Source organism: Rhodococcoides kyotonense (genome assembly GCF_001645385.1).
Taxonomy (GTDB): Bacteria; Actinomycetota; Actinomycetes; order Mycobacteriales; family Mycobacteriaceae; genus Rhodococcoides; species Rhodococcoides kyotonensis_B.
The window spans coordinates 61550-86209 of record NZ_LVHI01000001.1; the positions used below are offsets into that span (position 1 = coordinate 61550).

Sequence of the window (24660 nt, forward strand, 5' to 3'; positions counted from 1 at the left end):
TCGGCACGTCACATCCACGGCATGTCCGGGTCGAGCGGGTGGGAGATCGCGCCGTCGTCGGGCTCGAGGAAATAGGCCGCGGCGTGGACGGGAGTGCTGGCGGGTCCCATGAGGTCGACGCCGCCGGGCTGGGTGAGTGACGTGCCCGGCTCGTACAGTTCGATCTGTTCGGGTACGTCCTCGTCCGGGGCGTCGCATGCCACCATGGGCCAGGCATTCGCGCAACCGATGCGGTCGCGGACGTGCACTGTCTCCGGGGTCTGCGGCGCGCCGGCATGCGCAGGTGTTGCTGCGGCAGTAGAATTTTGCGCGAATGCGACACCGAACCCGAGGGCGACGGCGATAGCAGTTGCGGCTGCGGTGCGGGTGGTGATCGTGGACATTGCGGGACTCCTGTATTCGGGGTGTGTTTCGGACGAGCTCTACTTTTGCCGGAAAGTCGGTGCCCGATAACACCCCCAAGGTGGACGTTCGTCGACCCGTGTGGGGGCGTCGAAGTAACCCTGGGTGCGGTTCCATGCCGCACACGTGCGTTCAGGGGCTGTACTCGAACGACACGCAGACGACAGGTGTCGAATCGGCCACGTCGAATCCGTGTGCGCGCGCGAAGTATCGACGGTGACTCTCTCGCCACTGCTCGATGTCCGCGTCGCCTTCGCCCTCGGATTGTGCGAACTCCCACGTGACTGCACCGAAGGTGGTCACCACGACTGCAGTGATCGTCAAGTAACCGATACCGCGACCACTGCTGTCGACGAGGACCATGCGTTCGCCGACATGTTCCAGTTCTTCGCCCTCGGCGTCGTACTCGGACCGCAGCCCCGCCGTGCCGCGTTTGAGTCCATGCCGGATCAGCGACGTGAGCCCGTCGCGACTCGCACCCGGTGTTCCGATCTCCATGACGCGGAGACCGTCGATCCTCGGAAACATCTTGCTCCTTGCTCTGCGCGACAGTCGGGCTCGACCGACTGGACCATCGTGCAACAGTAGACGGACGTACGCAGTCATAATCGATGTGTGACTGCCGACCTTCCGAACTTCCGATTCAACCCTCGCGCATACGAACTCGGTTACTTCGTGAACGAATCGGGGAAGTGCGATGCGTGCGGCCGGGAACGCGAACTGAAGTACCGTGGCTCGTTCTACTGCGTCGACGAGGTCGACTACCTGTGCCCGTGGTGCGTCGCCGACGGAACCGCCGCGCGCACGTTCGGAGGTGAGTTCAACGACTGGCTCGGGATCGAGGGGGTTCCGTCGTCGCCCGACGAACCGATCACCATCGACGTCGACGAATCGCGTGAAGTCTCCGAGCGGACACCGTCGTACCCGACGTGGCAGCAGGAGCAATGGAAGTCCCATTGTGGGCGTCCATGCGCGTTCGTGGGCGATGTCGGCGCTGACGACCTTCAGAACTACCTGCACGAACACGATTTCGCCGCTGATGTGAACGGCGGCACCGGCTACGACACGACGGTCGTGCGCTCCTTCCTCGAACGAGAGGGCGACCTGGCGGGGTACCTGTTCCGGTGCCTGTCTTGCGGTGCGCACCGCCTGCACGTCGACGCGAGCTGACCCGCGGTTTGCCTGTCGACCGATCGGGCACCCGAACAACATGACTGCATACACCGGATTCGACACCATGCCCATCGCCGGGACGTGGCGGGCGGGCAGCTACGGCGAGGTCGCCGACGACGTGAACCCCTATTCCGACGAGACCCTGACTTCCCTCCCGCTCGCGAACGCGGACGACGTCGACGACGCGTTTCGCGCTGCTGCGAGCGCCCAACGTGACTGGGCTGCCACGCTGCCGACCGAGCGGGCCGAGGTCTTCTTCCGTGCCGCTCAGGTGATGGACGCGCGCAAGGACGAGATCGTCGACTGGCTGGTCCGTGAAGCAGGAGGCATCAGGCCGCGGGCGGAGTGGGAATGGCTCGCCGTCCGCGCGGTGATGCTCGAAGCCGTGAGCTATCCGACGCGTTCCGCCGGACGCATTCTCCCCGCCGCGTTGATCGACGGAAAGGAAAACCGGGTCTACCGACAGCCGTTGGGCGTGGTCACCGTCATCAGCCCGTGGAACTTCCCGATGCAGCTGTCGAACCGTTCGGTCGCGCCTGCGCTCGCGCTCGGAAGTGCCGTCGTCCTCAAACCCGCCAGCGATACCCCGGTGACCGGTGGGCTTCTCCTGGCCAAGATCCTGGAGGAGGCAGGACTTCCGAGCGGCGTACTGTCGGTCGTCGTCGGAAAAAGCAGCGAGATCGGCGACGCCGTAGCGCAACATCCGACCACTCGACTCGTGTCGTTCACCGGGTCGACGCCGGTGGGCAAGGGGATTGCCGAGTCTGCCCCGCTGACGAAGATGTCTCTCGAACTCGGTGGCAACGGGCCGCTTCTCGTCCTGGGCGACGCGGACCTCGAGGCGGCGGTGGACGCGGCGATCTTCGGTTCCTTCTTTCATCAGGGCCAGGTGTGTATGGCGACGAACCGCATCATCGCGGTCGACAGCGTGCACGACGAGGTCGTGGACCGTCTGACCGATCGAGTGCGCGCGCTGACCGTCGGCGATCCGTCCGACCCGTCGACGCAGATCGGGCCGATCATCAACGATTCGCAGGTCGACTCGATACTGGACAAGATCTCGCGCGCCGAAGCCGATGGTGCGGAAGTGCGCGTGCGCGGCGCACGATCCGGACCGGCCCAGCGGGTACTCGGGCCCCACCTCGTGCTCGGCACGAACGAGGTGGCGACCGCTGCGGAAGAGGTCTTCGGTCCGGTCGCGACCGTCATCCGCGCCCGAGACGAGGAGGACGCCGTCGCACTCGCCAACGACACCGAGTACGGACTGTCCAGCGCGGTCTTCACCCGCGACGTGGACCGAGGGGTGCGCGTCGCGGCCCGGATCGACGCCGGAATGACACACGTCAACGACACCACGATCAATGACGAACCCAACACGGCCTTCGGCGGTGAAAAGAACTCAGGCATAGGCCGATTCGGTGGCGATTGGGCGATCGACGAATTCACCACCGACCACTGGATCGGGGTACAACACTCCCGACGGCAGTACGCGATCTGACGCGGGGTCAGAACTTTTTGCCGGTACGCCAGGCCATCTCCTGCAATGTCCAGGTGTTGTCGTCCGGGTCGGCGAATGCCGCATACTTCACTCCGCCACCGACGTCCTGGATCTCCTCGACGTGGACACCCCGCTCGATCAACTCCGCACGCGTCGACTCGATGTTCTCGACGACGAGGTGCAACCCCTTCGTCGACCCGGGCGGCATGTCGTACGCAGGCAGCCCGGTACCGATGCCGATGGAGCAGGCCGAACCGGGCGGCGTCAGCTGTACGACGCGTATGCCCGGGGCGGGCTGTACATCGACGTCGGCGACGAAGCCCATCTGTTCGGTGTAGAACTCCTTCGCCAGGTCGACGTCTTTCACGGCGATCGGAACCAGTTCGAGCTTCATGTCCATCGTGTCTCCTTCGGAGTCTTCAGGGCCGTGGCACATCAGCTTCCCATCGTCGTCGGCGCTCGTCGTCGGATTGTTCCCACCACGGCGTGCCACGTTCTCCGAGCGCCACTTTCGTGGCCTGCACACCAGCTCTGGATTCGGGTGCGCCGCCAGTACGCTTCACTTCCCGTCGCCACGCCATCAGGATCGATCTGAGTTCAGCGCCTCGGTCTTCGGGAATCGCGGGATCGGTTGCACGCCAACGTCGGCCCTTGACGATGATGTACCGCCCGTCCTCGGTGTGTTCGATCTCCTGGGACATGAGAAGAAGTCAACCATGTGTTGCCCTCGGGCCGGTGCAGCGTCACGCAGGTACGGCCGCACTCGCGAGTCCGAGACGCTCCGCGATACGCGCCGCGACGTCGGTTGCTTCGTCGACGGAGCGGGTCGAATAGTGCAGGTCGACGAACGCGCCGTCGACGCCGTCCGCTGCCAACGACTCGACGACCGCGACGAGGCTGTCGATGCTTCGACCTTCAGCGATGTTGACTCGGGTCTCGCGACGCAGCGCATCGGGGTCACGTCCTGCGTCGACGGCAGCCGAACGCGCGATCGACCACAGATAGGCGGCGTATTCCGCGGGCATGTCCGACGAATTCACCCATCCCTGCGCGCGCCGACCGATCCGTCGCATCGACGCCTCCGAGAATCCAGCCAGCAGAACCGGTGGGCCACCCGCCTGTGCGGGCCGAAGATCGACGGCGGACGTCGGAATGTCGAACAACGGACCGTGATGTTCGACGGGATTCTCGGTCCACAACGTATGCAGCACGTCGAGTGTCTCGTCGAACCGCTCGGACTTGCCGGTCCACGGAACACCGACGGCGTGGTACTCGTCGCGCATCCACCCCAGGCCGAGTCCGAGGACCAGGCGACCGTTCGAGATCAGATCCAGGCTCGTCACCGCACGTGCCAGCAGGAGAGGGTTGTGCCACGTCGCGTTCACGGTGCTGGTACCCAGTCGGACGGCGCTCGTCGCAACCGCGGCGGCCGTCAACGTGAGCAACGGATCGAGCGCCGCAGTGAACTCCGGCGGATACGGATGTTCCGGGGTGCCGCCGAGCGGATAGAGGTCCGTCGGTTGCAACGGCGTCAGGACGCGGTCGCCGACCCACAGCGATCGGTAGCCGAGTTTCTCTGCGGTGTAGGCGAACTCGGCGACGCGGGTACCGCCGCTCTGCGATCCGAGCTGGGGTAGGCAGATTCCGATGTCCATCGTGGACCTCTCTCTCGTGTACGAGGTGTCACGAGAAAGAGTGCTCGCCGATGCTTGCCGTCCGGTTGGAGTCGGCTTAATTGCCGGGTGGCTCACACCTCGCGTGGATCCTACGACCCCAGCGCCCGTCGACAGGTTTCGTACCCGACTCAGTAGACGTCGCGCACGTATCGTTTCTCCGCCGCCAGGGCCTTCACGTAGGCATCCGCACTGGCCGGGGCCAATTTCCCGTGCTGCGCGACGATGCCTTTCAACGCGCCGTCGACGTCCTTGGCCATTCTCGACGCGTCGCCGCACACGTAGAAGTTCGCGCCCTGCTGCATCCAGCGCCACAACTCGGCGCCGTGCTCGGCCATGCGGTCCTGCACGTAGATCTTGGAGCTCTGATCGCGGGAGAACGCCAGATCGAGGCGGGTGAGAAAGCCGTCGTCGACCATGGCCGTCAGTTCGTCGCGGTAGTAGAAATCGGTCGCGGCGTGCTGCTCACCGAAGAACAACCAGTTCGGGCCGGTGTGTCCGAGAGCGCGACGCTCGTGGAGAAAAGCACGGAACGGCGCGACGCCCGTGCCGGGGCCGATCATGATCATCGGTGCCGTCGGGTCCTCCGGTGGTTTGAAGTGTGTCGACTTCTGTACAAAGATGCCCACGTCCTCGTCCTCGGCGTGGTCGGCGAGGTACGTCGAGCAGACTCCGCGCCGCGGCACGCCATGCACGTTGTAGCGGACCGTCGACACCGTCAGCTGCACCTCGTCGGGATCGACCTTCGGGCTCGACGAGATCGAATACAGCCGCGGCTGAAGCGGACTCAGCACCTCCAACCACTCGTCGATACCTGCTCGGACGGGCAGGTGGGTGAGTACATCCACCGACTGGCGACCCCAGGTCCAATCGGACAGCGCACTCTTGTTCTCGGGCAACAACAACCGTTCCAGGTCGGCGTCTCTGGTTCGAGAATGCACGAACTTCAGCAGGGCGGGAGTAGCTTTCGCGATTTCGAGGCGGTGACGCAGCGCGGTCCGCAGCGGCATCGAGTCGTGTCCGGCCAGGTCGACGACGGTCTCACCGTCCAATTTCGTCAGATCCAGCCACTCGTCCACCAGGGCGTCGCTGTTGCGGGGCCACACTCCGAGCGCATCACCTGCCTCGTAGCTCACCGTGCCCTCGGGAAGGTGAAATCCGAACTGGCGCACATCTTTCGCGGATCCGGGGGCGCTGATCCGTGTGTTGCGGACCAGTGCGGTCGGCAGTGGTGACTTCTTTCCATAGGTCGCAACGAGTTTCGGTGCGTTGGGCGCGACGGGCACGGCAGAATCGGCGACGGCCCGACTGTCGGACGAGCCCAGCTTCGCCAGGACGCGGTCGAGCCAGACCGAGGCCGCCTCGTCGTAGTCCGGCTCGCAATCGACCCGGCCGACCAGGCGCTCCGCTCCGAGGTCGACGAACCGGCTTTCGAGTCGCCGGGCGTTGCCGCAGAAGTCGTCGTAGTTCGAGTCGCCGAACCCGAGGACGGCGAACCGAATTCCCGACAGGTCGGGCGCGTCGTCGCCGGTCAGCCCGTCCAGGAACGCAGCGCCGTTGTCCGGTGCGTCGCCGTCGCCGGTGGTGCTGCTGACGAGCAGAACGTCACGGTATCGTGTCAGGTCGGACGCCGAAAAATCGTCCATGACATGGCTTTTGACGATGAATCCGGCGGATTCGAGCGCGGATGCGCAGGACGACGCGAACTCTTCGGCATTCCCGGTCTGTGACGCCCACAGCACCAAAACTGGAACGGTCTCGGTGATTTCGCCGGTCTCGGCGGTCTCGGCTACAGCCGAGCCGGGGGAGGAGGCGTCGGCCCGAGAGTAGACGCCGGCCAGCAGCCCGCTCAACCACGCGTGCGTCTCCGGCGACAGGGGAGAGGCCGTCGGCAACGTCGGGACTCCGGCCGCCGACCCGTCGGAGCGTAAGCCCGCCAACAACCCTGCGACATACCGTTGTTCGATCAGGGGCAAGGGCAGGTCCGGCCCCGAATGGTCGCCGACAAGCTGTGCGAGGGCATCGATCGGAGACATCGTTCCCCCTGTGTTCTCGGCGGACACTGTGTTCTCGGTGGACACTGCATTCTGGGTGGATGCTGCGTCGTGTGCCTGGTGCCCAGCTACTTTCGTCAGTGTCACCGCGCACACCTTGAACTCCGGCTGCTGCGAGTACGGGTCGACGGCGTCGTTGGTGACGGCGTTGATCGCCAGGTACTCGCCGAACGAGTCGTTCCAATGGAACGGTGCGAAACAGTCGCCCGGGCGGACCCGGTCACTGACGCGCGCAGGCAACACGGCCCGGCCACGACGCGACGCGACCTCGATCCGGTCGCCCGTCACGCATCCGATCCTTTCCGCGTCGAGTGGATGAATCTCGACGAACGGTTCGGGATTCAGCTTGGTGAGCTTCGCGACCTTGCCCGTCTTCGTCATCGTGTGCCACTGATGTTGCAGCCGACCGGTGTTCAGCAGGAACGGGTAGTCGTCGTCGGGCATCTCGGCGGGTGTCATCGACGGACGCGCGAAGAACTGCGCGCGCCCGGTCGGCGTCGGGAAGGACAAGCGGGGCACGCTGCCGTCGTCGAGGGTCCGCAGCGTCTGGCTGACGCCATCGTTCAGATAGCGGATGGGGTGGCGGTCGCGGTCGTCGTCGGGCGGGCACGGCCACTGCAGCGGCGTCCGCGCGAGACGTTCGTAGGTTACGCCCCGAAGGTCGTACCCGGTCTTGGGATTCGAGAAGCGTTTGATTTCTTCGAAGACGTCCTCGGCGCTCGCGTAGTCGAACGCGTCGGCGTATCCGAGTTCCGACGCCATCATCGCGATGATCTTCCAGTCGGGCATCGCCTGTCCCGGCGCATCCGTTGCCGTGCGGAAGAGCGTCATGTTCCGTTCGGAGTTGATCATCACGCCGTCGGACTCGGTCCACAACGCTGCAGGCAGAACCACGTCGGCGTATCCGCCGGTTTCGGTGTCGTCGAATGCATCCTGCGTCACGACGAGTTCCGCACGTTCGAGGCCCGCGATGACGGTTTTGCGATTCGCCACGGACGCAACGGGATTGGTGCAGATGATCCAGCATGCCTTGATGTCGCCGTCGGCCATCTTGGCGAACATGTCGACGGTGCCGCCACCGACGTCGGTGCGCAGCGTGCCCGGCGGGAGGTTCCACTGTTCCTCGGTGAAGGCGCGGTCGTCGTCGACGAGGACGCTGCGCTGGCCCGGAAGTCCGGGGCCCATGTAGCCCATCTCGCGGCCACCCATGGCGTTCGGCTGGCCGGTGAGCGAGAACGGTCCGCTGCCCGTCCGGCAGATCGCGCCGGTCGCAAGATGCAGGTTGATCAGTGCGTTCGTGTTCCACGTGCCGTGGGTGGACTGGTTCAGGCCCATCGTCCAGCAGCTCATCCAGTTGCCGGCCTCGCCGATCCATCGTGCGGCGGTCCGCAGATCGTCTTCGGCGATTCCTGTCCTGGCACTGACCGCAGCCGGCGTGTAGTCGGCGAGAAAATCCTCCATGCCGTCCCAGCCGTCGGTGAACTCCGCGATGAATTCCGGATCGGTGTGTCCTCCGGCGACGAGGAGATGCAGCAGACCGTTGAGCAGGTCGAGATCGGTGCCAGGCGCGATCGGCAGATGCAGGTGAGCTTTGTCGGCGGTCGCGTTACGACGCGGGTCGACGACGATCAGTTTGGCGCCCTGCTTGACGCGATCCATCATGCGGAGGAACAGGATGGGATGGCAGTCGGCCATGTTCGCACCGGAGACGAAGAAGACGTCCGCGTGGTCGAAATCCTCGTACGATCCGGGCGGCCCGTCGGACCCCAGCGACTGCTTGTAGCCGGTGCCTGCACTGGCCATGCAGAGCCGCGAATTGGACTCGATCTGGTTGGTGCCGATGTAGCCCTTGGTCAGCTTGTTCGTCAGATACTGAGCCTCGAAGGACATCTGTCCGGACACGTACATCGCGAACGAGTCGGGTCCGTGCTCGTCGATCAGCGCACGCAGCTTCTGTGCCGTTTTCTTGATGGTGTCGACGACGTCGGCGTCGACGGGGTCGTCGCCGCGGTCGAGTCGCACGCGCGCTGTGGTCAGGCGTCCCGGGGCTGCCAGCATGTCCGCGGTGGTCGAGCCCTTGGTGCACAAGCGTCCGAAGTTCGCGGGATGTGCCGTATCGCCGACCGACTTATGAATCACGCGGAGCTCGGAATCGGAGGGTCGACCGATCTGCAGGGTGATTCCGCATCCCACGCCGCAATACGCGCACACTGTCTTCACCGTGTCCACGCCGGGCTCGACCACTCCGGTTGCCACGCCTGTCTCCGTCACGCCCTCCACGATGCAAATCCGACGATTCGCATCCATGACACGACCGTTAGCCGCGCGTGACGTTGTCCTCACCGTCGGGGGCCGGTGCCGGTGATATTCGCGCTTCCGGACGACTCGTCGTCTTGGATGCGCGGCAAGAGCCACCCCGCAGGATGGGACTAATCGGACAAAATTGCTGGTCAGGGGCGTGTAGTGGTTTGACGTGGTGAAACTACTCGTGCGAGAGTAGTCGCGTGTCTTCCATCCGCCTGTTCATACTCGGCTCGCTCGCGCAGCGTGGCGAGATGCATGGGCACCAGCTGAGGTTGCTCGCCGAGGAAGAGCACGTACACCTCTGGACCGACATTTCCGTGGGTGGCCTCTACGGCGCGCTCAAGCGACTGCACGCCGAAGGGCTCATCGCGGATATCCGAACCGAGCAGGCGGGAAACTTCCCGGCCCGAGTCGTCTACGGAATCACCGGCACCGGGCGCTCCGCACTCGAGCAGCTGCGCAGCGATGCCCTGAGTCACTTCGCGCTTCGTCCCGATCCATTCGATCTGGGGCTGACCAGGCTGGATCCCGCTCGTCTCGACGTTCTACCCGACGTGATCGCCGCGCGGGTGGCGCTGCTGAAGCAACATCTGGTCGACGCCGAAACCGCGAACGCAGGAGCGCAGCCGTATCTGTCCGTCGCGGAGAAATTCGCCCTCGCCCACCGCGAGGCACGCTTACGTGCCGAGATCGACTGGCACGAGAACCTCGTCGCGGCGCTTCCCGACATCGTCGCCGACGAACGAACCCGAGAAATTCCACCCCTACCGAACACCAAGGACGGCTGTACGACATGACCGAAACCAACTCTCGCGCTTCGGCGCCTTCGGTGGAAGTCCCACGCCGGGCATGGCAGGCGCTCATAGTCCTGCTGCTCGGAATGTTCATGGCGCTGCTCGACACGACGATCGTCAACGTTGCCCTGCCGACGATCGAAACCAGCCTCGACGCGTCGGAAGCGACGTTGTCGTGGATCATCTCCGGCTACGCGCTCGCGTTCGGATTGGCGCTGATTCCGGCGGGCAAGGTCGGTGACCGAATCGGCCACAAGTGGGTGTTCTTCACCGGGCTCGCACTGTTCACCCTTGCAAGCCTCGCGTGCGGTCTCGCGCAGAACGACATCCAGTTGGTGCTCGCTCGCGTCGTCCAGGGACTCGCAGGCGGCATCTTCGTGCCCGCGGTCACGGCGTTCATCCAGCTCCTGTTCCCGGGGCCGGTGCGCGGCAAGGCGTTTGCGATCATGGGCGCGGTCATCGGTGTATCCACCGCACTCGGCCCCATCGTGGGTGGTCTCATCATCGAGGCGTTCGGCGAGGCCGACGGCTGGCGCGGCGTGTTCTTCGTCAACCTTCCGATCGGAGTCGTCGCGCTGATCGCTGCGGCCCTTCTGCTTCCGCAGCGTGTGGACTCGGGTCAGCCGCGGCAGTCGGGCATCGACTGGGTCGGTCTGGCGCTCATCACCGCAGGTCTCGTCGCACTGCTCGTCCCGCTGATCGAGGGACAGGATCAGGGGTGGCCGACCTGGACGTACGTCTCGCTCGTCGGTGGCGTAGTGCTCATCGCGGTGTTCGGCGCGTGGGAAGTGTCCTACACCAAGCGTGGTCTGAACCCGCTGGTTCCGCCGAAGCTGTTCACGCACCCCGCCTTCACCGGTGGCACGATCCTGGCACTCGTCTACTTCGCCGCATTCACCAGTATCTTCTTCACGCTGTCGCTGCTGTGGCAGACCGGACTCGGCAACTCCGCCCTGGCATCGGGCATCGTGACGGTCCCGTTCGCGATCGGCAGCATCATCGCGTCGTCGCAGAGCAACAAGCTCACGCAGCGTCTCGGGCGCGGGGTGCTGCTGCTCGGTACGTCGTTCGTCGCGGTCGCCTTGATCTGGCTGTGGATCCTGCTCGCCACCGTGGACGCCGCGGATCTGAGCGGGTGGATGCTGTTGCCGCCGTTGCTGATCGGTGGACTGGGCAACGGAGCCTTCATCGCGCCCAACGCGCAGTTCATCGTCGCGACGGTCGATCCGCAGGATGCGGGCGCGGGAAGCGGCGTCATCCAGACGATGCAGCGTGTCGGCAGTGCCGCGGGTATCGCGGTGATCGGCAGCGTTCTGTTCGGGTCGTTGCACATCACCGGACCCGACACCGTCGCCAGCGGCTTCATGCACGCCGCGGCGGTGGCGATGGGCGTCAGCGCGGCGTTCGGAGTGCTGGCACTGCTCCTGGTCTTCGCGCTGCCCAAGCGTGTCGATTCGCGACGGGCTCCTGCAGGCGGATAGAAGCTGTCAGGCGTCGAGATCGCGCGTGTGAGCCGCCACCACGGATTGGGCGAGCGCCGCGATCTTGACGTTCATGTCCTGCGACGTCTTACGTAGCATCTCGAACGCCTGGTCGTCGGTCACGTTGTGCGACGCCATCAGCAGACCGATCGCTTTGCCGATCTCGCGGTTGCTCTCGAGACCCACACGTAGGGTGTCCGCTTCTTCGCCGTTCATGATGGCGGAGACGGTGACGGCCGCGAACGCCGTCAGGACGATGGCGTCGTCGGCCACGGCGCTGTCGAACCGATTCGGTGTGTCGGAGAACAGGTTCAGCGCACCGACCTTCTTGTTGTCCAGCATCAACCGGAAGCCCATCGCGCCGCGAACCGGTGTGCGAGTGACGACGCCACGGCCCAGCGCGGGCCAGGCAGACGGCGTCAGGAAGTCCGGTTCGATCTGAGCGGTTTCGGAGGAGAGCGCGTCGAGGCACGGGCCTTCGCCGGTCGCCCGCTCGATGTCGTCGACGGTGCGTGCAACCTGGTCGGACGCGGCGACGGTCACCGGCGTACCGCGACGAACGAGCATCAGACTCGCGTGGTCGCAGCCGGGAACGAGGAGCGTGGCAGCGACGCAGATAGCCGTGTAGATCTCGTCGGCGTTCGTCCCGCGGTAGACGATGTCGGCCAAAGCGCTGAACACCGTGCGTGGATCCGCAGGGGACTCATCGTTCGACATCGTGTCCTCCCTGAACACTCCAGGTCAACCGCGCGCGCCGCGAGGTCATACCTCGCGGCAACGATACCCACAGGTAGTCGAACCGCTGAAATCCTGATCGGGTCACGCACACTCCGGCGCGGGAGCGTCCTCCGCGAACGGCTTATCCGGCGGTTCGATATACGCGGCGTAGAGCACGACCGGCACGTCGCCCAGATTGATGCCCTCGTGCACGTGATCGCCGCCCACCTCCTCGGCGATGGTCTGTCCGGCTGGTGTGGTCACGCGCGAACAGTCGTGCAGGGTGCGCGTCAGGACCCCGGTGTCGACGTATGCGTAGACCGGGCCGTCGTGGAAATGCCACCCGGTGGTGCCGCCGGGAGCGATGGTGATCTTCCTGACCGTGACGTCGGTGCCTGCGATCTCTGCGCTGCCGGGCAGGAGCGGGAACGAGACGTGGGCGAGAGTGTCGGCGGTGACGCCCGACGGCGGCGTGGCGCCCGCGACGGCGGGGGAGAAAGCTGCCACTGCCAGGCAGGAGACGACGACGACCGGGCGGAAGTACTTCGGCATGGGTCCCACTCTCATCCGGGGTTCAGCCCATTCAGAGTAGGGCCGTGTCCACTCGTCCGGGTGGGTAACGGCGATCACCGGTCCTCGATCAGTACCCTGCAGTCGTGGGAGAGACTCCGGAAGCACAGGGCTTCGATGCACAGGGTTTCGACAAGCACGTGTTCGAGTACGGCGTCGACGGGCCGAAGGTCATTCTCGCCGGCATCGACGGCTCCGACTCGGCCTGGCGGGCTGCTGCCTACGCGGCCGGGCTCGCCAGACGCCAGGGTTCGCTGCTCGTGCTCGTCTACGTGCAACCGATCGCGACCGCGGCGTGGGGTCAGGCTGGGATCTCGCTCGTCGAGACCGGAGAGCAGATCGCAGCCGAGCTGCTGGCCTACATCGAGAAGGAAGCCAAGCACGTCGACTCGATCCGTTGGGAATTCCGTACGGCACAGGGAGATCCGTTCAACGGGCTCGTCGCCGTCGCGGACGAACTGCGCGCCGACGCCATCGTCGTCGGCGCATCCGAGCGAGCGGGGCACAGAATGTTCGGGTCCGTCGCGGTGCGCCTGGTCAAAGCCGGACGCTGGCCGGTGACGGTGGTTCCCTGACCGACGTCGGGCGAGGAAAATGTGGGGCGGGCGGGGCTCGAACCCGCGACCAATGGATTATGAGTCCACGGCTCTAACCGACTGAGCTACCGCCCCATCTCGCACAGCGAGCGGTCAGAATGCTACTGGATCACGTCCGCGAGATCGTCACTGGGACGCCGTTGAGGATCGCGTTCGCGGACACCGCGTCGACCTGCTGGGAGTCGGTGACGTCGTTGGCGCTCGCGCCGACCACGGTCGTCGCCACGGACAACGCGACGCCGTCGCGCTGGTGGCCGAAACCGTGCGGCATGCTGACCACGCCCGGCATCATCCGGTCGCTGGCGTGCACTTCGATGCGAACCGTCCCGGCTGCCGAAGTCACCGACACGACGGAACCGTCGTCGATTCCGCGAGCGGCGAGATCGTCGGGATGTGCCCACAGGTGGTGTCTCGGCCGACCCTTCGTCAAGCGGGGTGCGTTGTGCATCCACGAGTTGTTGCTGCGCAGATGTCGTCGACCGATCATCAGCAGTTCCTCACCCGTGGTGACGGGTGCGTGGTGCAGGACGTCGTGCAGTGCCGGGAGCTCGGCGACGACGACGTCGTGTATCAAGTGAATCCGTCTGTTCCGGGTGTGCAGTTTCGCGGGCAGGCCAGGTTCGAGCGGTCCGAGATCGATCCCGTGGGGCGACGCCGTCAGTGTGGACACCGACAAGCCTCTGCGTGCCGTTCGCAGCAGCAGGTCGACGGTACGGCGCGGTGAAAGTCGCAAGCGTGCTTCGGTTTTCAGTGACTTCGGGGTCAGGCGTCGGCGCACGCGGTCCGTACGAGAGCGCGACAGCGCGGACTGATACCGCACTGCGAGGTCACGGTAGATTTCCCACTCGGCCTTCGCGCCGGGCTTCTTCGTCACGACGGCAGGGGAGAATTTGGCGGTGTTGCGCACGCCGAACGCCTGGAATATCAGGTCGTAATGATCTCGTTCGAGCGACATCGTCGGCGGCAGGATGACATTCGCGTGTCGTGAGGTCTCGTTGATGTAGAAGTCGAACGAGACCATGAAATCGAGATGGGCGAACGCGTCGTCGAGCTTACGGCCGCCGGGCACCGACAGCACCGGGTTGCCCGACAGGACGGCCATGGCACGAATCTGCCCGCCGCCGGGGGTCGTCATTTCGTCGACCAACGTCGAGGCGGGGAATTCGCCCGCGAATTCGGGGAGATCGCGAACTCGACTGCGCCACTTGTCGAAATGGCCTCGGCCGACGATCGATCTGCCGACCAGGTCGATCGCAGGGTCGGTCATCAATGCGCCGCCGATCCGATCCAGATTTCCGGTCAGGATGTTGAGCACCTGGATGGCCCACTGGCAGACGGTGCCGAAGCGTTGTGTCGAGACGCCCATTCTTCCGTACGCGACGGCGGCTTCCGCGGATGCGAAACGTGTTGCGAGCGAGACGATGTCCTCCGGTGACATCCCGACGGCGGGAGCAACCGCTTCCGGTGTGAAGTCGGCGGCGATCCGAGCGACCTGGTCGACGCCGTCGACGTACTCGGCGACGCGCGTCCTGCCGGACTCGACGACGACATGGATCAACGCCATCAGCAGCAGGGCGTCGGTTCCAGGGCGGACGAAGTGGTGTTCGTCGGCGACGTCGGCGGTTTCGGTCCGGCGCGGATCGACGACGACGAGCGTTCCGCCCCGTGCCTTCAATGCTCGGACGCGATTGGCGAAGTCCGGCACGGTCATCATTGAGCCGTTCGACGCCATCGGATTGCCGCCGAGGACGAGGAAGAAGTCGGTGCGGTCGATGTCGGGGATCGGCAGGGCAAGTTGGTGGCCGTAGAGCAGGTGGTTCACCAGCTGGTGTGGCAGCTGATCGAGAGACGTCGCCGAGTACCGGTTCCTGGTGCGCAGCATCGACGTGAACGGAATGCCGTGCGTCATCGATCCCAGACTGTGCACGCTCGGATTTCCCTGGTAGATGCCGACGGCGCTCGGCCCGTACCGCTCACGCGTCGACACGAGGCCGTCGACGACGAGGTCGTAAGCGACGTCCCAGTCGATTTCCTCCCAGCCGTCGCCGACGCGTCGCACCGGTTTGATCAACCGATCGGGGTCCTCGTGCAGGTCGATCAGCGACAGGGCCTTCGGGCATATGTGTCCGCGCGACAGTGGATCGTCCTTGTCGCCGCGAATCGACGTGACGGTGTTGTCCTCGACCGTGAACTCGAGTCCGCAGACGGCTTCGCACAGGTTGCAGGATCCGTACTTCTTAGTCATCGACCACCCCTTCGTCTGCCGAGAGCCTAGCGCTGCCGCGTTCGGGCGAACGAGAACGAACCTAGAACGTGTTCCAATTCTGGCGGTGTCTGCGTTATCGTCGGACGTGAAACCGGCCCGGCGGGCGGGTCGATTCGGCGGGCGAAAGGCGAGTGGGTCATGAAAACCAAGGGCGCTGTGCTGTGGGGTTTGAACGAGCCGTGGTCCGTCGAGGAGATCGAGATCGGTGACCCGGTGGCGGGCGAGGTCCAGATCCGGATGGAAGCGGCCGGTATGTGTCATTCGGACCACCACATCGTCACCGGTGCGACGCCGATGCCGTCGTTCCCTGTCATGGGTGGGCACGAGGGGGCGGGCGTCGTGACCAAGGTGGGGCCGGAGGTGAAGACTCTGCAGGAGGGCGATCACGTCGTCCTGTCGTTCATTCCGTCGTGCGGTCACTGTCCGGCGTGCGCGAACGGGCATCAGAATCTGTGCGACCTCGGCATGGGCTTGCTCGGCGGAATGGCCATCAGCGACGGCACATTTCGCATCCAGGCGCGGGGCCGGAACGTCATCGCGATGTGTCTGCTCGGAACGTTCTCTCCGTACATGACGGTGCACGAGACGTCGGCGATCAAGATCGACGACGACATACCGTTCGACGTCGCCTCACTCGTCGGTTGTGGCGTGCCGACGGGGTGGGGCTCGGCCGTCAACGTCGCGAAGGTCGCACCGGGTGACACCGTCGTCGTCATCGGCGTCGGGGGAGTGGGCATCAGTGCGTTGCAGGGTGCCGTGCGATCGGGTGCGTCGAAGGTCGTTGCCGTGGATCCTGTTCCGTTCAAACGGGATCAAGCCCTCAAGTTCGGTGCCACCCACGTATTCCCCAGCGCCGCAGAGGCATTGATGCCGCTGATGGAACTGACAGAGGGTCGGATGGCGGAGAAGACGATAATCACCGTCGGCGAGATCAAGGGTGAGGACATCGAAGCCGCGCTGCTTCTCACGGCCAAGGCGGGCCGGTGCGTCGTCACCGGAATGGGTCGGATGGAGGACATGGACGTCAAGCTGAACTTGTTCCTGTTCACGATGCTGCAGAAGGACCTTCAGGGCGCCATTTTCGGCGGCGGAAATCCGCGACACGACATTCCGCGGCTGCTGTCGATGTACAAGAGCGGACAACTCGACCTCGACGGGATGATCACCAACACATACACCCTCGACACCATCAACACTGGCTACCAGGACATGCTCGACGGCAAGAACATCCGCGGGGTCATCGAATACACCGACGCGGATCGGTAGGCGGGCCCTCTGGGCCGCATCGATGGCCCGTGGCATCCGATAGAAGGCTTTCGTGTGACATCGATGCCGTGACAGGGAACGACCCCCCTCAAGGCCGGAGTGGAGCCTGCAGGAACGACCCCCATTAAGGTTGTCGCCGTGCACAGTCTGGATTTGATTGCCGGTTGGCCCGTCGACAATGCTGCAGCGCGGGTGGTCTCGGTTGCGGGTGTCACCGACGAGTACGGCGACGTCGAGCGCGTCTTCGAACTCGCGTCGGTGACGAAGCTTCTGGTCGCGTACGCGGCGCTCGTCGCGATCGAGGAAGAGGCCGTCGACCTCGATCAGCCAGCAGGACCGGAAGGTTCGACGGTTCGGCATCTGCTGGCACACACGTCGGGTCTCGCGTTCGCCGAGCAGAAGGTGCAGGCCGCACCGGGGGCCAAGCGCATCTATTCGAGTGCAGGCTTCGAGGTGCTCGCCGACAAGATCGCGTCGGAGTCCGGTATCCCGTTCGAGACCTATCTCGACGAGGCGGTGTTCCAACCGCTCGGGATGACGAATTCGACGCTGACAGGCTCGGCTGGGCACGGCGCGCAGTCGACGGTCCGTGACCTGTCGGCGTTCGCGGCCGAACTTCTCGCTCCGCAGCTTGTCTCTCCCGACATGCTCGGGCGAGCGCGCACGGTGCAGTTCGACGGGCTGTCCGGCATTCTGCCGGGCTACGGGATGCAGAAGCCCAACGACTGGGGTCTCGGCTTCGAGTTGCGCGACTCCAAGAGCCCCCATTGGACCGGTGCGAACAATTCCCCGCGGACCTTCGGCCACTTCGGCCAGTCGGGGACATTCCTGTGGGTGGACCCCGACGCGAATCTTGCCGCCGTGGTGCTCACCGATCTGGCGTTCGGAGAGTGGGCGAAGCCGCTGTGGCCCGAGCTGTCGGACGAAATTCTGCACAACAACCGCAGGTGACACGCATGAATTCACGAATGCACTAGCGCAACAGGGGTAACTCCGGGCACACTAGTGCACGCACGTGTTCTCACCGAGCATCTGCAGCCCGTGTCGAGGTCGTTGGGGAAGACGTCCCTCGTCGAAGCTGGAGGTGTTGTGGAATGCGCGCGTTGAATCAATTCGCGGACGCGACGTCGGGTGTGGTCTACATCCACTCGTCGCCTGCCGCGCTGTGCCCGCACGTGGAATGGGCGCTGTCCGATGCACTGAACTCCCGCGCGAACCTCGGTTGGTCGGCTCAGCCTGCGTCGGACGGTCAGCTGCGCGCCACCACCAACTGGGTCGGTCCGGTCGGCACTGGCGCCGCGCTCGCCGGCGTGCTCAGGGCGTGGCAGATGCTGCGGTTCGAGGTGACCGAGGACGCGAGCGAAGGCGTCGACGGAGAACGCTTCGCGCACGTGCCGGGACTGGGGCTCTGGCGCGGTTCGACCAGCGCCAACGGCGATGTCATCCTGGGGGAGATGCGCCTGAAGTCGATGATCGAGGGCAACTCCGGCAATCTCGCCGCCGAGATCGAGCACGCCCTGGGGAGTGCGTGGGACGACGCGCTCGAGCCCTACCGCACCGGCGGTGGCGGTTCCGAGGTCACGTGGTTGAGCCGCACCGCGGGGTGACCTCGCCCCGGTAGTATCCGCACCGCGGCACGAGAAGTGGTGCACAACAGCCGGCGATGTGGGTGGTGTCGATGTTCTCGACGGGCAAGATCATTCGTTTCGACGAACACAAGGGGTACGGCTTCGTCGCGCCCGACGCCGGAGGTGAGGACGTCTTCATTCACGTCAACGATCTGACGTTCGACAAACGACTGCTGGCACCCGGTGTGCGCGTCGAATATGTCGCCGAGGACGGCGACCGTGGGCCCAAGGCAGGTCAGGTCCGCGTCATCGAATCACCGAAACCGGTTACCCGCGCGGCCGTTCCCGCGGTGGTTCCGCCGGCCGAGACCAGCTACGACGACGTCGTATGCGACGTCCTGTCGCTCCCTGCCTTCACCGCCGAATTGACCGAGGCTCTGCTGCACTCGCACCCCGGGCTCACTGCCGAACAGGTTCTCGATGTCCGCGAGGTCGTCACCCGCATTGCACGGTCTCACAACTGGGTCGAGGGCTGACGCAGCCGGTGCTCGACCGCCACAGAAGACTGTGCCCCGGTGTGTTCACCGGGGCACAGTCCTGACTCGAACGTCCTTACAGCGGGATGTTCTTGTGGTCGCCGCGCAGAGCGGGAGCGGCCGCGAGCGCTTTCGCGATGATCGAACGGGTGCGTGCCGGATCGATGACCTCGTCGACGACTCCGATGGAGACGGCACGGTCGACGCCTCCCGCGATGGTCTCGTGCTCGACGGTCAAGCGGTCGTGCAGGGCTTCGCGCTCGGACTCGGGCGCGGCGGCCAGCGCCTTCTTGTGCAGGATGCCGACTGCGGCCTTGGCGCCCATGACGGCGACCTCGGAACCGGGCCACGCGTAGACCGCGGTCGCGCCGAGTGCGCGCGCGTTCATCGCGATGTAGGCGCCGCCGTAGATCTTGCGGGTCACCAGCGTCACACGCGGAACCTTCGCTTCGGCGAACGCGTGCAGAAGCTTGGCTCCGCGTCGCACGACGCCTTCCCACTCCATGCTGACACCGGGTAGGTAGCCGGGAACGTCGACGACGACCACGAGCGGAATGCCGAACGCGTCGCACAGCCGGACGAAACGTGCCGACTTCTCGGCACTTTCGGAGTTGAGGCAGCCGCCGAGACGAATCGGGTTGTTCGCGATGACGCCGACGGTGCGGCCGGACAGTCGACCCAGACCGGTGACGATGCTGCGGGCCCAGCCGCCCTGGAATTCTTCGAACGTCGATTCGCCTTCGACGTTGTCGAGCAGCTCGTCGATGATCGGGTGGACGTCGTAGGCGCGTCGGTTCGACTCCGGCAGCAGAGCGCGCAGGTCGGTGTCCCCGTGCTCGGCGGCGGCGATGTCGAACGTGCCCTGCTCACTGAACATCGAGACGAGACGCCGAGCGCGGGTGAGCGCGTCGAGCTCGTCGTCGGCGACGATGTGGCAGACGCCTGACTTCTTGTAGTGGGTCTCCGGTCCGCCGAGCGACGCCATGTCGACCTGCTCGCCGGTGACGCTGCGGACGACGTCGGGACCGGTGACGAACACGCGTCCCTCGGGAGCCATGATGACGACGTCGGTCAGCGCGGGACCGTACGCGGCGCCACCGGCTGCGAAACCGAGGACGACGGAAATCTGGGGGACGAGGCCGGATGCGCGGACCATGGCCTCGAACACGAGTCCGACGGCGTGGAGCGCTTCGACGCCCTCGGCGAGGCGGGCACCACCGGAATGCCAGATTCCGACGATCGGTGCACCGCGGTCGATCGCGGTGTCGATGGCGTCGACGATGTGGGCACACCCGTCGACACCCATTGCGCCACCCATGACGGTGGCGTCGGAGCAGTAGGCGACGGTGTGCACACCGTCGATGTCGCCGGAAGCGGCGAGAAGACCGGACTTGTCACGGTCGTGGAGAGGGACCATCGTCCCGGCGTCGAAGAGCTTCTCGAGGCGAGCGACGGGATCACGGGGATCGGTGGAACTGCCGGACCTGGTGACGGGGGACAGAATGGTCATCACGTTCTCCTTCTGCATGCCCCGAGGGGGGCGGTGCCCGGGTGGGACCTTCGAACGAAGGTCCCACCCGGGTTCGAGTACCTGCTGAGCAAGCTCGGTCGAGCAGTGAAGCCCTACCGAATCAAGCTCGACCGAAGGCGAGCGCGACGTTGTGCCCACCGAATCCGAACGAGTTGTTGATCGCGTAGTCGATCTGCGTCCTGCGGGCTTCGCCCTTGACGACGTCGAGATCGATTTCGGGATCCTGATTCTCCAAATTCAGTGTGGGAGGGATGATTCCCTCGCGCACTGCCATCACCGTCAGCACCGATTCGAGGGCGCCGACGGCACCGATCGAGTGTCCGAGTGCGGACTTCGGTGCGTACACCGCTGCGTGATTTCCGACGGCCTTGTTGATCGCGAGCGCCTCGGCCGTGTCACCGATCGGTGTGGCCGTGGCGTGCGCGTTCACGTGCTTGATGTCGGACTTCTGCAGGCCTGCGTTCTCGATGGCCTTCGTCATCGCACGAGCAGCGCCCGTGCCTTCCGGATCGGGAGCCACGAGATGGAACCCGTCGGAGGTGATTCCGGCACCGAGCAGGCGAGCGTGAATCGTCGCTCCGCGCGCCTTGGCGTGCTCCTCGGTCTCGATGACCATGAGCGCACCTGCCTCGCCGAACACGAATCCGTCACGGTCCTTGTCGAACGGCCGCGACGCGCCCTTGGGGTCGTCGTTCCTGGTGCTCATCGCGCGCATCATCGAGAAGCTCGCGATCGGCACGGCGTCGATGTATCCCTCGACGCCACCGGTGACGACCATGTCGGCGTCACCCATGACGATCATTCGCCATGCGTGAGCGATGCCCTCGGAGCCCGAGGAGCACGCCGACACCGGCGTGATGACGCCGGCTTGTGCTTTCAGTTCCAGTCCCACGACCGCTGCCGGTCCGTTGGGCATGACCATCTGAACTGCGAGAGGCGACACCTTGCGGTAGCCACCGGCCTTCATCTTGTCGTTGGCGTCGATGAGCGAGTCACCGCCGCCGAGGCCGGTTCCGATCGACACTCCGAGACGAAGTGGATCGACCTCGGGGCTGCCCGCGTTCTTCCACACCTCACGACCGAGCACCGTGGACAGCTGCTCCACGTAGCTCAGTCGCCGAGCCTCGACCCGGCTGAGGAGGGTCGACGGGTTCACCGCGAGGTGGCCGCCGATGCGAACGGGAAGGTCGAACTCCTTCACGAAGTCGTCCTCGAGCGCAGTGATTCCGCTCTCGCCGTTCAGCAGACCCTTCCACGTGGCATCGACATCGCCCGCGATGGACGTGGTCGCAGCGAGGCTGGTGACGACGACATTCGGGAAGCGCCCGTTGTTGGTGGATGGGTTGGTCACGGTTCGACTCACTCGCCCGAGTCGTCGAGCTTGGCCTTGATCGCCTCAGCGGCTTCCGGGTTCTCCGCCTCGAGCTTCTGGATGTACGCAACGGCGTCGCCGACGGTACGCAGGCTCGCGAGATCCTCGTCGGGGATCTTGACGCCGTACTTGTCCTCGGTCTGGACTGCGATCTCGACCATGGACAGCGAGTCGATGTCGAGGTCGTCGACGAACGACTTCTCGATGGTCACCTCGGAGGGCTCGATACCCGTGACCTCCTCGATGATCTCTGCAAGTCCGGCGATGAGGTCTTCCTGGCTGGCCACTGTTGTGGCTCCCTTCTTGTCGGTATCGATCTTTTCGATGTCGGTGCGACGGGAATCGCCGCACCGAAGTTCTCGTTGACGGGCGCACATCTCTCGCGAGATGACGCCCTCTTCCGTACCCGCGGCGTTCGCGCCGCGGGAGGTCTGTGTCGATCAGGCCAGTTCGGCCAGAGCGGCGATGTCCTCGGGGGTCTTCAGACCGAGGTTCGGCGTTCCGCGCATCTCGCGCTTCGCGATGCCGACGAGCGTGCCTGCGGGGGGAAGCTCGGCGACCGCGGAGACTGTGTTCTCCTTCAGCGTCGCCGTGCAGAGATCCCACCTGACCGGCTTGGTGACCTGGGCGGCCAGTTTGGCGAGCGCGTCGGCGCCGGACGTCACGGGCTTGCCGTCGGAGTTCGACAGCAGCGTCCGTGTGGGCTCGGACGGAGTGATCGCCGACGCGGCAGCAGCGACGGCGTCCTGCGCCGGCGCCATGAAACGAGTGTGGAATGCGCCTGCAACCGGGAGGGAACGCACGCGAGCCTTCTCCGGCGGGTTCGCAGCGAGTTCTTCGAGGGCGGTGTGCAACCCTGCTGCAACGATTTGACCTGCAGCATTGATGTTGGCGGGTTCGAGGCCGAGCTCGCCCAGTCGAGCGAGCACGGCTGCTTCGTCACCACCAAGGACCGCCGACATTCCGGTCGGCTCGAGGGCGCATGCCTTCGCCATCTCCGCGCCGCGGACGGCAGCGAGAGCGACGGCTTCGTCGGAGGTGATGACGCCTGCCACCGCGGCGGCAGCGAGCTCGCCGACCGAGTGACCTGCAACGATGGCGTCGGCGGGAACGATTCCGCGGCCGTCGGCTTCTTCGAACGCGAGGAGCGCAGCAGCGACGACGAGCGGCTGGGTGACCGAGGTGTCGGTGATCTCCTCGGCGGTTGCCGTCGTCCCGAGCCGAGCCAGATCGAGTCCCGACGCTTTGGACCAGAGAGCAATCCGGTCCGCAGCTCCGGGGAGTTCGAGCCATGGCAGGAGCATGCCGGGTGTCTGAGAGCCCTGACCGGGCGCAAGCAACGCAATCACATCGTCTAGAGAACACTGTGGCGGCCCCGTTGGCCGATGTCGCCCTCGTCAAACCTTCGGCATCCAATTTGTAGGGACCCAACAAATCGGCACGTGGTCCGGCGACATCGCCACACCCTGCCTCGGCGTTACGTCACCACTTCGCCGAATGTTACGTGTGTGATCTGTGGGGCGGGATACTGCGGTTCGTGATGCATTTGGGCTAGACGACCGACCGTTGCGGCGACACGTAATACATACGCGTCACGTGATTGTGTGGGATCTCGGCCTGTGACTTCCGCTATACGTTTCAGGCGATACCGGACAGTATTTGGATGAACAAACAGCTGCCGTGCACAAGTCTCGACTGCACCTCCACAGTCGAGGTAGGCGTCGAGAGTGTCCGCCAGACCCGATCCAGCGGCGGCGAGCGGATGCACCACCTGCTCGTTCAACGCGGCGATCGCGGCCCCGTCGCCGAGGAGTGCGCGTTCGGGTAGCAACTCCCCGGCATGCACCGGGCGCGGCGCCCCGCGCCATCCCGCGACGGCCTGCATTCCCGCGAACGCCTCGACGGCGCTCGAATGCGCGGCACCGAGGGTCCGCGTCGTCGGGCCGATGACGACAGGTCCGTCGGAGAAGTTCTCGAGCATGTCCTCGAGAAAGGCGCTGCTCGTCGGGCTGTCGATCAGCTCGCCACTGACGACCATGACGAGCCGCGTGCCCTGGACGACAGCCAACGCGGCCCGATGGTGTTTCTGTGCGACGGTGTGCACGGTGCCGACGACGGACACACCCTGGTTCTCCGGCGGCGTACCGACCAGGACCGTCGCAGGTGCCGTCGCGTCCCAGTTCAGCGTCGCGGCACGCGACAGCATGTCCGAACCGGTGTCCCCGCGGACGACGGCGTCGACGACGAGAGCTTCGAGCCGGGTGTCCCATGCGCCGCGAGATTCGGCGGCGCTCGCGTAGACGGACGCGGCCGCGAAACCCAGCTCTCGCCCGTATCGCAGTACCGCCTCGGTGAGCGCCACCAGCTGCTGATCGTTTCTCGCCAGCGCGGGGAGCCACTGCTCGAAGAACTCCATCGCGACGCGAACCATGTCGACCGTCTGGCGCAGAGTGAGGCGACGCGCGAGATCCTGCGGAATCACCTGGAACGCGTCGAGGCTGAACCGGATGTCGCTCTGCGGATTCTTCAGCCACTCCAGGAAGTTGTCGACGGCAGTCTGGATCAGAAGCTGAACGCTGGCCCGCTGGGCCGCGTCGAGACCCCCGAAGAACGGGAGCTGGTCCTGCATCGTCGTGACTGCTTCGGTGGACAGACGCCCCGAGAACTGCTTGACGCGCCGAAGGAGGGCGTCGGGCAGGGGATCCCGCTTGTGCCGTGACGGAGCCAAGGCCTTGACCGGCAGGTGTACCTCGTTCTCGGTGACGATCCCGTCGGACTCGACGGGGTAGCCGCCGGCGTTGGTGTGTTCGTGCGCTCCGGCGGGCTTCTTGCTGTCGACCATGTGAAAAACCTACGCCC

The 24660-nt window shown here is 65.3% G+C and carries 23 protein-coding genes and 1 tRNA gene; 9 read left to right on the plus strand and 15 right to left on the minus strand.

Going from position 1 to position 24660, the window contains the following annotated elements; all coding sequences use genetic code 11:
* Positions 1-8: 8 nt before the first annotated feature.
* The gene (locus A3K89_RS00305; RefSeq protein WP_068420473.1) at positions 9-383 is read right to left on the minus strand and encodes a hypothetical protein; all 375 of its coding nucleotides are present in this window, start codon (positions 381-383) and stop codon (positions 9-11) included.
* A 151-nt stretch (positions 384-534) separates the two neighbouring features.
* Complete coding sequence (locus A3K89_RS00310) at positions 535-930, minus strand: ASCH domain-containing protein (RefSeq protein WP_068420910.1); 396 nt, start codon at positions 928-930, stop codon at positions 535-537.
* 87 nt (positions 931-1017) lie between these two features.
* On the opposite strand from A3K89_RS00310, the gene A3K89_RS00315 reads away from it, so the two are divergent.
* Entirely contained in the window at positions 1018-1572 is a 555-nt protein-coding gene (locus tag A3K89_RS00315; RefSeq protein WP_068420475.1) for a CbrC family protein, read from the plus strand.
* 40 nt (positions 1573-1612) lie between these two features.
* On the plus strand, positions 1613-3073 hold the full coding sequence (locus A3K89_RS00320; RefSeq protein WP_068420477.1) for an aldehyde dehydrogenase family protein: 1461 nt from the start codon (positions 1613-1615) through the stop codon (positions 3071-3073).
* A gap of 7 nt (positions 3074-3080) precedes the next feature.
* On the opposite strand, the gene A3K89_RS00325 is transcribed toward A3K89_RS00320, so the two are convergent.
* The 4 genes from A3K89_RS00325 to A3K89_RS00340 form a co-directional block, all read right to left on the minus strand.
* A complete protein-coding gene (locus tag A3K89_RS00325) occupies positions 3081-3473 on the minus strand; it encodes a VOC family protein (protein WP_068420479.1) in 393 nt (130 codons plus the stop codon).
* 19 nt (positions 3474-3492) lie between these two features.
* The gene (locus A3K89_RS00330) at positions 3493-3774 is read right to left on the minus strand and encodes a hypothetical protein (protein ID WP_068420483.1); all 282 of its coding nucleotides are present in this window, start codon (positions 3772-3774) and stop codon (positions 3493-3495) included.
* A gap of 42 nt (positions 3775-3816) precedes the next feature.
* Entirely contained in the window at positions 3817-4728 is a 912-nt protein-coding gene (locus tag A3K89_RS00335) for a TIGR03619 family F420-dependent LLM class oxidoreductase (RefSeq protein ID WP_068420484.1), read from the minus strand.
* A 149-nt stretch (positions 4729-4877) separates the two neighbouring features.
* Entirely contained in the window at positions 4878-9056 is a 4179-nt protein-coding gene (locus A3K89_RS00340) for a bifunctional nitrate reductase/sulfite reductase flavoprotein subunit alpha (protein ID WP_068420911.1), read from the minus strand.
* A gap of 248 nt (positions 9057-9304) precedes the next feature.
* Between A3K89_RS00340 and A3K89_RS00345 the strand changes: the two genes are divergently transcribed.
* On the plus strand, positions 9305-9901 hold the full coding sequence (locus A3K89_RS00345) for a PadR family transcriptional regulator (protein ID WP_068420485.1): 597 nt from the start codon (positions 9305-9307) through the stop codon (positions 9899-9901).
* Positions 9898-11379 (plus strand): MFS transporter, encoded by a 1482-nt coding sequence (locus tag A3K89_RS00350; protein WP_068420486.1) that lies wholly within the window; start codon positions 9898-9900, stop codon positions 11377-11379. Before A3K89_RS00345 ends, A3K89_RS00350 begins: the two co-directional genes overlap by 4 nt.
* Before the next feature lie 6 nt (positions 11380-11385).
* Here the strand turns inward: A3K89_RS00350 and A3K89_RS00355 are convergent, their stop codons facing one another.
* On the minus strand, positions 11386-12096 hold the full coding sequence (locus tag A3K89_RS00355; RefSeq protein ID WP_068420912.1) for a GAF and ANTAR domain-containing protein: 711 nt from the start codon (positions 12094-12096) through the stop codon (positions 11386-11388).
* A gap of 102 nt (positions 12097-12198) precedes the next feature.
* Entirely contained in the window at positions 12199-12648 is a 450-nt protein-coding gene (locus A3K89_RS00360; protein ID WP_068420487.1) for a cupin domain-containing protein, read from the minus strand.
* 104 nt (positions 12649-12752) lie between these two features.
* On the opposite strand from A3K89_RS00360, the gene A3K89_RS00365 reads away from it, so the two are divergent.
* The gene (locus A3K89_RS00365; RefSeq protein WP_068420488.1) at positions 12753-13241 is read left to right on the plus strand and encodes a universal stress protein; all 489 of its coding nucleotides are present in this window, start codon (positions 12753-12755) and stop codon (positions 13239-13241) included.
* 22 nt (positions 13242-13263) lie between these two features.
* On the opposite strand, the gene A3K89_RS00370 is transcribed toward A3K89_RS00365, so the two are convergent.
* Together A3K89_RS00370 and A3K89_RS00375 are read right to left on the minus strand one after the other, a co-directional pair.
* Positions 13264-13337: transfer RNA gene (locus tag A3K89_RS00370), tRNA-Ile, on the minus strand.
* Positions 13338-13371: 34 nt separating this feature from the next.
* Positions 13372-15507, minus strand: a complete 2136-nt coding sequence (locus A3K89_RS00375; RefSeq protein ID WP_068420490.1) for a molybdopterin-dependent oxidoreductase — start codon at positions 15505-15507, stop codon at positions 13372-13374.
* Between the two features lie 159 nt (positions 15508-15666).
* Between A3K89_RS00375 and A3K89_RS00380 the strand changes: the two genes are divergently transcribed.
* From A3K89_RS00380 to A3K89_RS00395, 4 genes are all read left to right on the plus strand, one after another.
* The gene (locus A3K89_RS00380) at positions 15667-16794 is read left to right on the plus strand and encodes an NDMA-dependent alcohol dehydrogenase (protein WP_068420491.1); all 1128 of its coding nucleotides are present in this window, start codon (positions 15667-15669) and stop codon (positions 16792-16794) included.
* A gap of 138 nt (positions 16795-16932) precedes the next feature.
* Positions 16933-17745: a serine hydrolase domain-containing protein gene (locus A3K89_RS00385; protein WP_068420913.1), complete on the plus strand. Its 813-nt coding sequence runs from the start codon at positions 16933-16935 to the stop codon at positions 17743-17745.
* Between the two features lie 143 nt (positions 17746-17888).
* Positions 17889-18401: a DUF3145 domain-containing protein gene (locus A3K89_RS00390; RefSeq protein WP_068420492.1), complete on the plus strand. Its 513-nt coding sequence runs from the start codon at positions 17889-17891 to the stop codon at positions 18399-18401.
* Between the two features lie 71 nt (positions 18402-18472).
* Positions 18473-18898: a cold-shock protein gene (locus tag A3K89_RS00395; protein WP_068420915.1), complete on the plus strand. Its 426-nt coding sequence runs from the start codon at positions 18473-18475 to the stop codon at positions 18896-18898.
* A 76-nt stretch (positions 18899-18974) separates the two neighbouring features.
* Here A3K89_RS00395 and A3K89_RS00400 read toward each other — a convergent pair whose 3' ends face one another.
* The 5 genes from A3K89_RS00400 to A3K89_RS00420 form a co-directional block, all read right to left on the minus strand.
* Positions 18975-20408: an acyl-CoA carboxylase subunit beta gene (locus A3K89_RS00400; protein ID WP_068420917.1), complete on the minus strand. Its 1434-nt coding sequence runs from the start codon at positions 20406-20408 to the stop codon at positions 18975-18977.
* 121 nt (positions 20409-20529) lie between these two features.
* Positions 20530-21780 (minus strand): KasA/KasB family beta-ketoacyl-ACP synthase, encoded by a 1251-nt coding sequence (locus A3K89_RS00405; protein ID WP_068420921.1) that lies wholly within the window; start codon positions 21778-21780, stop codon positions 20530-20532.
* Positions 21781-21788: 8 nt separating this feature from the next.
* Complete coding sequence (gene acpM / locus A3K89_RS00410; RefSeq protein WP_068420919.1) at positions 21789-22088, minus strand: meromycolate extension acyl carrier protein AcpM; 300 nt, start codon at positions 22086-22088, stop codon at positions 21789-21791.
* Positions 22089-22241: 153 nt separating this feature from the next.
* Positions 22242-23150 (minus strand): ACP S-malonyltransferase, encoded by a 909-nt coding sequence (locus A3K89_RS00415; RefSeq protein WP_068420493.1) that lies wholly within the window; start codon positions 23148-23150, stop codon positions 22242-22244.
* A gap of 128 nt (positions 23151-23278) precedes the next feature.
* A complete protein-coding gene (locus A3K89_RS00420; protein WP_068420496.1) occupies positions 23279-24643 on the minus strand; it encodes a PucR family transcriptional regulator in 1365 nt (454 codons plus the stop codon).
* Positions 24644-24660 lie beyond the last annotated feature (17 nt).

Excerpts from the sequence above, each read along its gene's own strand:
- A3K89_RS00355 (WP_068420912.1), bottom strand. The coding sequence starts at position 12,096 with ATGTCGAACGATGAGTCCCCTGCGGATCCACGCACGGTGTTCAGCGCT.
- A3K89_RS00335 (WP_068420484.1), bottom strand. The coding sequence starts at position 4,728 with ATGGACATCGGAATCTGCCTACCCCAGCTCGGATCGCAGAGCGGCGGT.
- A3K89_RS00395 (WP_068420915.1), top strand. The coding sequence starts at position 18,473 with ATGTTCTCGACGGGCAAGATCATTCGTTTCGACGAACACAAGGGGTAC.
- A3K89_RS00330 (WP_068420483.1), bottom strand. The coding sequence starts at position 3,774 with ATGTCCCAGGAGATCGAACACACCGAGGACGGGCGGTACATCATCGTC.
- A3K89_RS00390 (WP_068420492.1), top strand. The coding sequence starts at position 17,889 with ATGCGCGCGTTGAATCAATTCGCGGACGCGACGTCGGGTGTGGTCTAC.
- A3K89_RS00380 (WP_068420491.1), top strand. The coding sequence starts at position 15,667 with ATGAAAACCAAGGGCGCTGTGCTGTGGGGTTTGAACGAGCCGTGGTCC.
- A3K89_RS00310 (WP_068420910.1), bottom strand. The coding sequence starts at position 930 with ATGTTTCCGAGGATCGACGGTCTCCGCGTCATGGAGATCGGAACACCG.
- A3K89_RS00320 (WP_068420477.1), top strand. The coding sequence starts at position 1,613 with ATGACTGCATACACCGGATTCGACACCATGCCCATCGCCGGGACGTGG.
- A3K89_RS00420 (WP_068420496.1), bottom strand. The coding sequence starts at position 24,643 with ATGGTCGACAGCAAGAAGCCCGCCGGAGCGCACGAACACACCAACGCC.
- A3K89_RS00305 (WP_068420473.1), bottom strand. The coding sequence starts at position 383 with ATGTCCACGATCACCACCCGCACCGCAGCCGCAACTGCTATCGCCGTC.
- A3K89_RS00375 (WP_068420490.1), bottom strand. The coding sequence starts at position 15,507 with ATGACTAAGAAGTACGGATCCTGCAACCTGTGCGAAGCCGTCTGCGGA.
- A3K89_RS00325 (WP_068420479.1), bottom strand. The coding sequence starts at position 3,473 with ATGGACATGAAGCTCGAACTGGTTCCGATCGCCGTGAAAGACGTCGAC.
- A3K89_RS00400 (WP_068420917.1), bottom strand. The coding sequence starts at position 20,408 with ATGACCATTCTGTCCCCCGTCACCAGGTCCGGCAGTTCCACCGATCCC.
- A3K89_RS00350 (WP_068420486.1), top strand. The coding sequence starts at position 9,898 with ATGACCGAAACCAACTCTCGCGCTTCGGCGCCTTCGGTGGAAGTCCCA.
- A3K89_RS00360 (WP_068420487.1), bottom strand. The coding sequence starts at position 12,648 with ATGCCGAAGTACTTCCGCCCGGTCGTCGTCGTCTCCTGCCTGGCAGTG.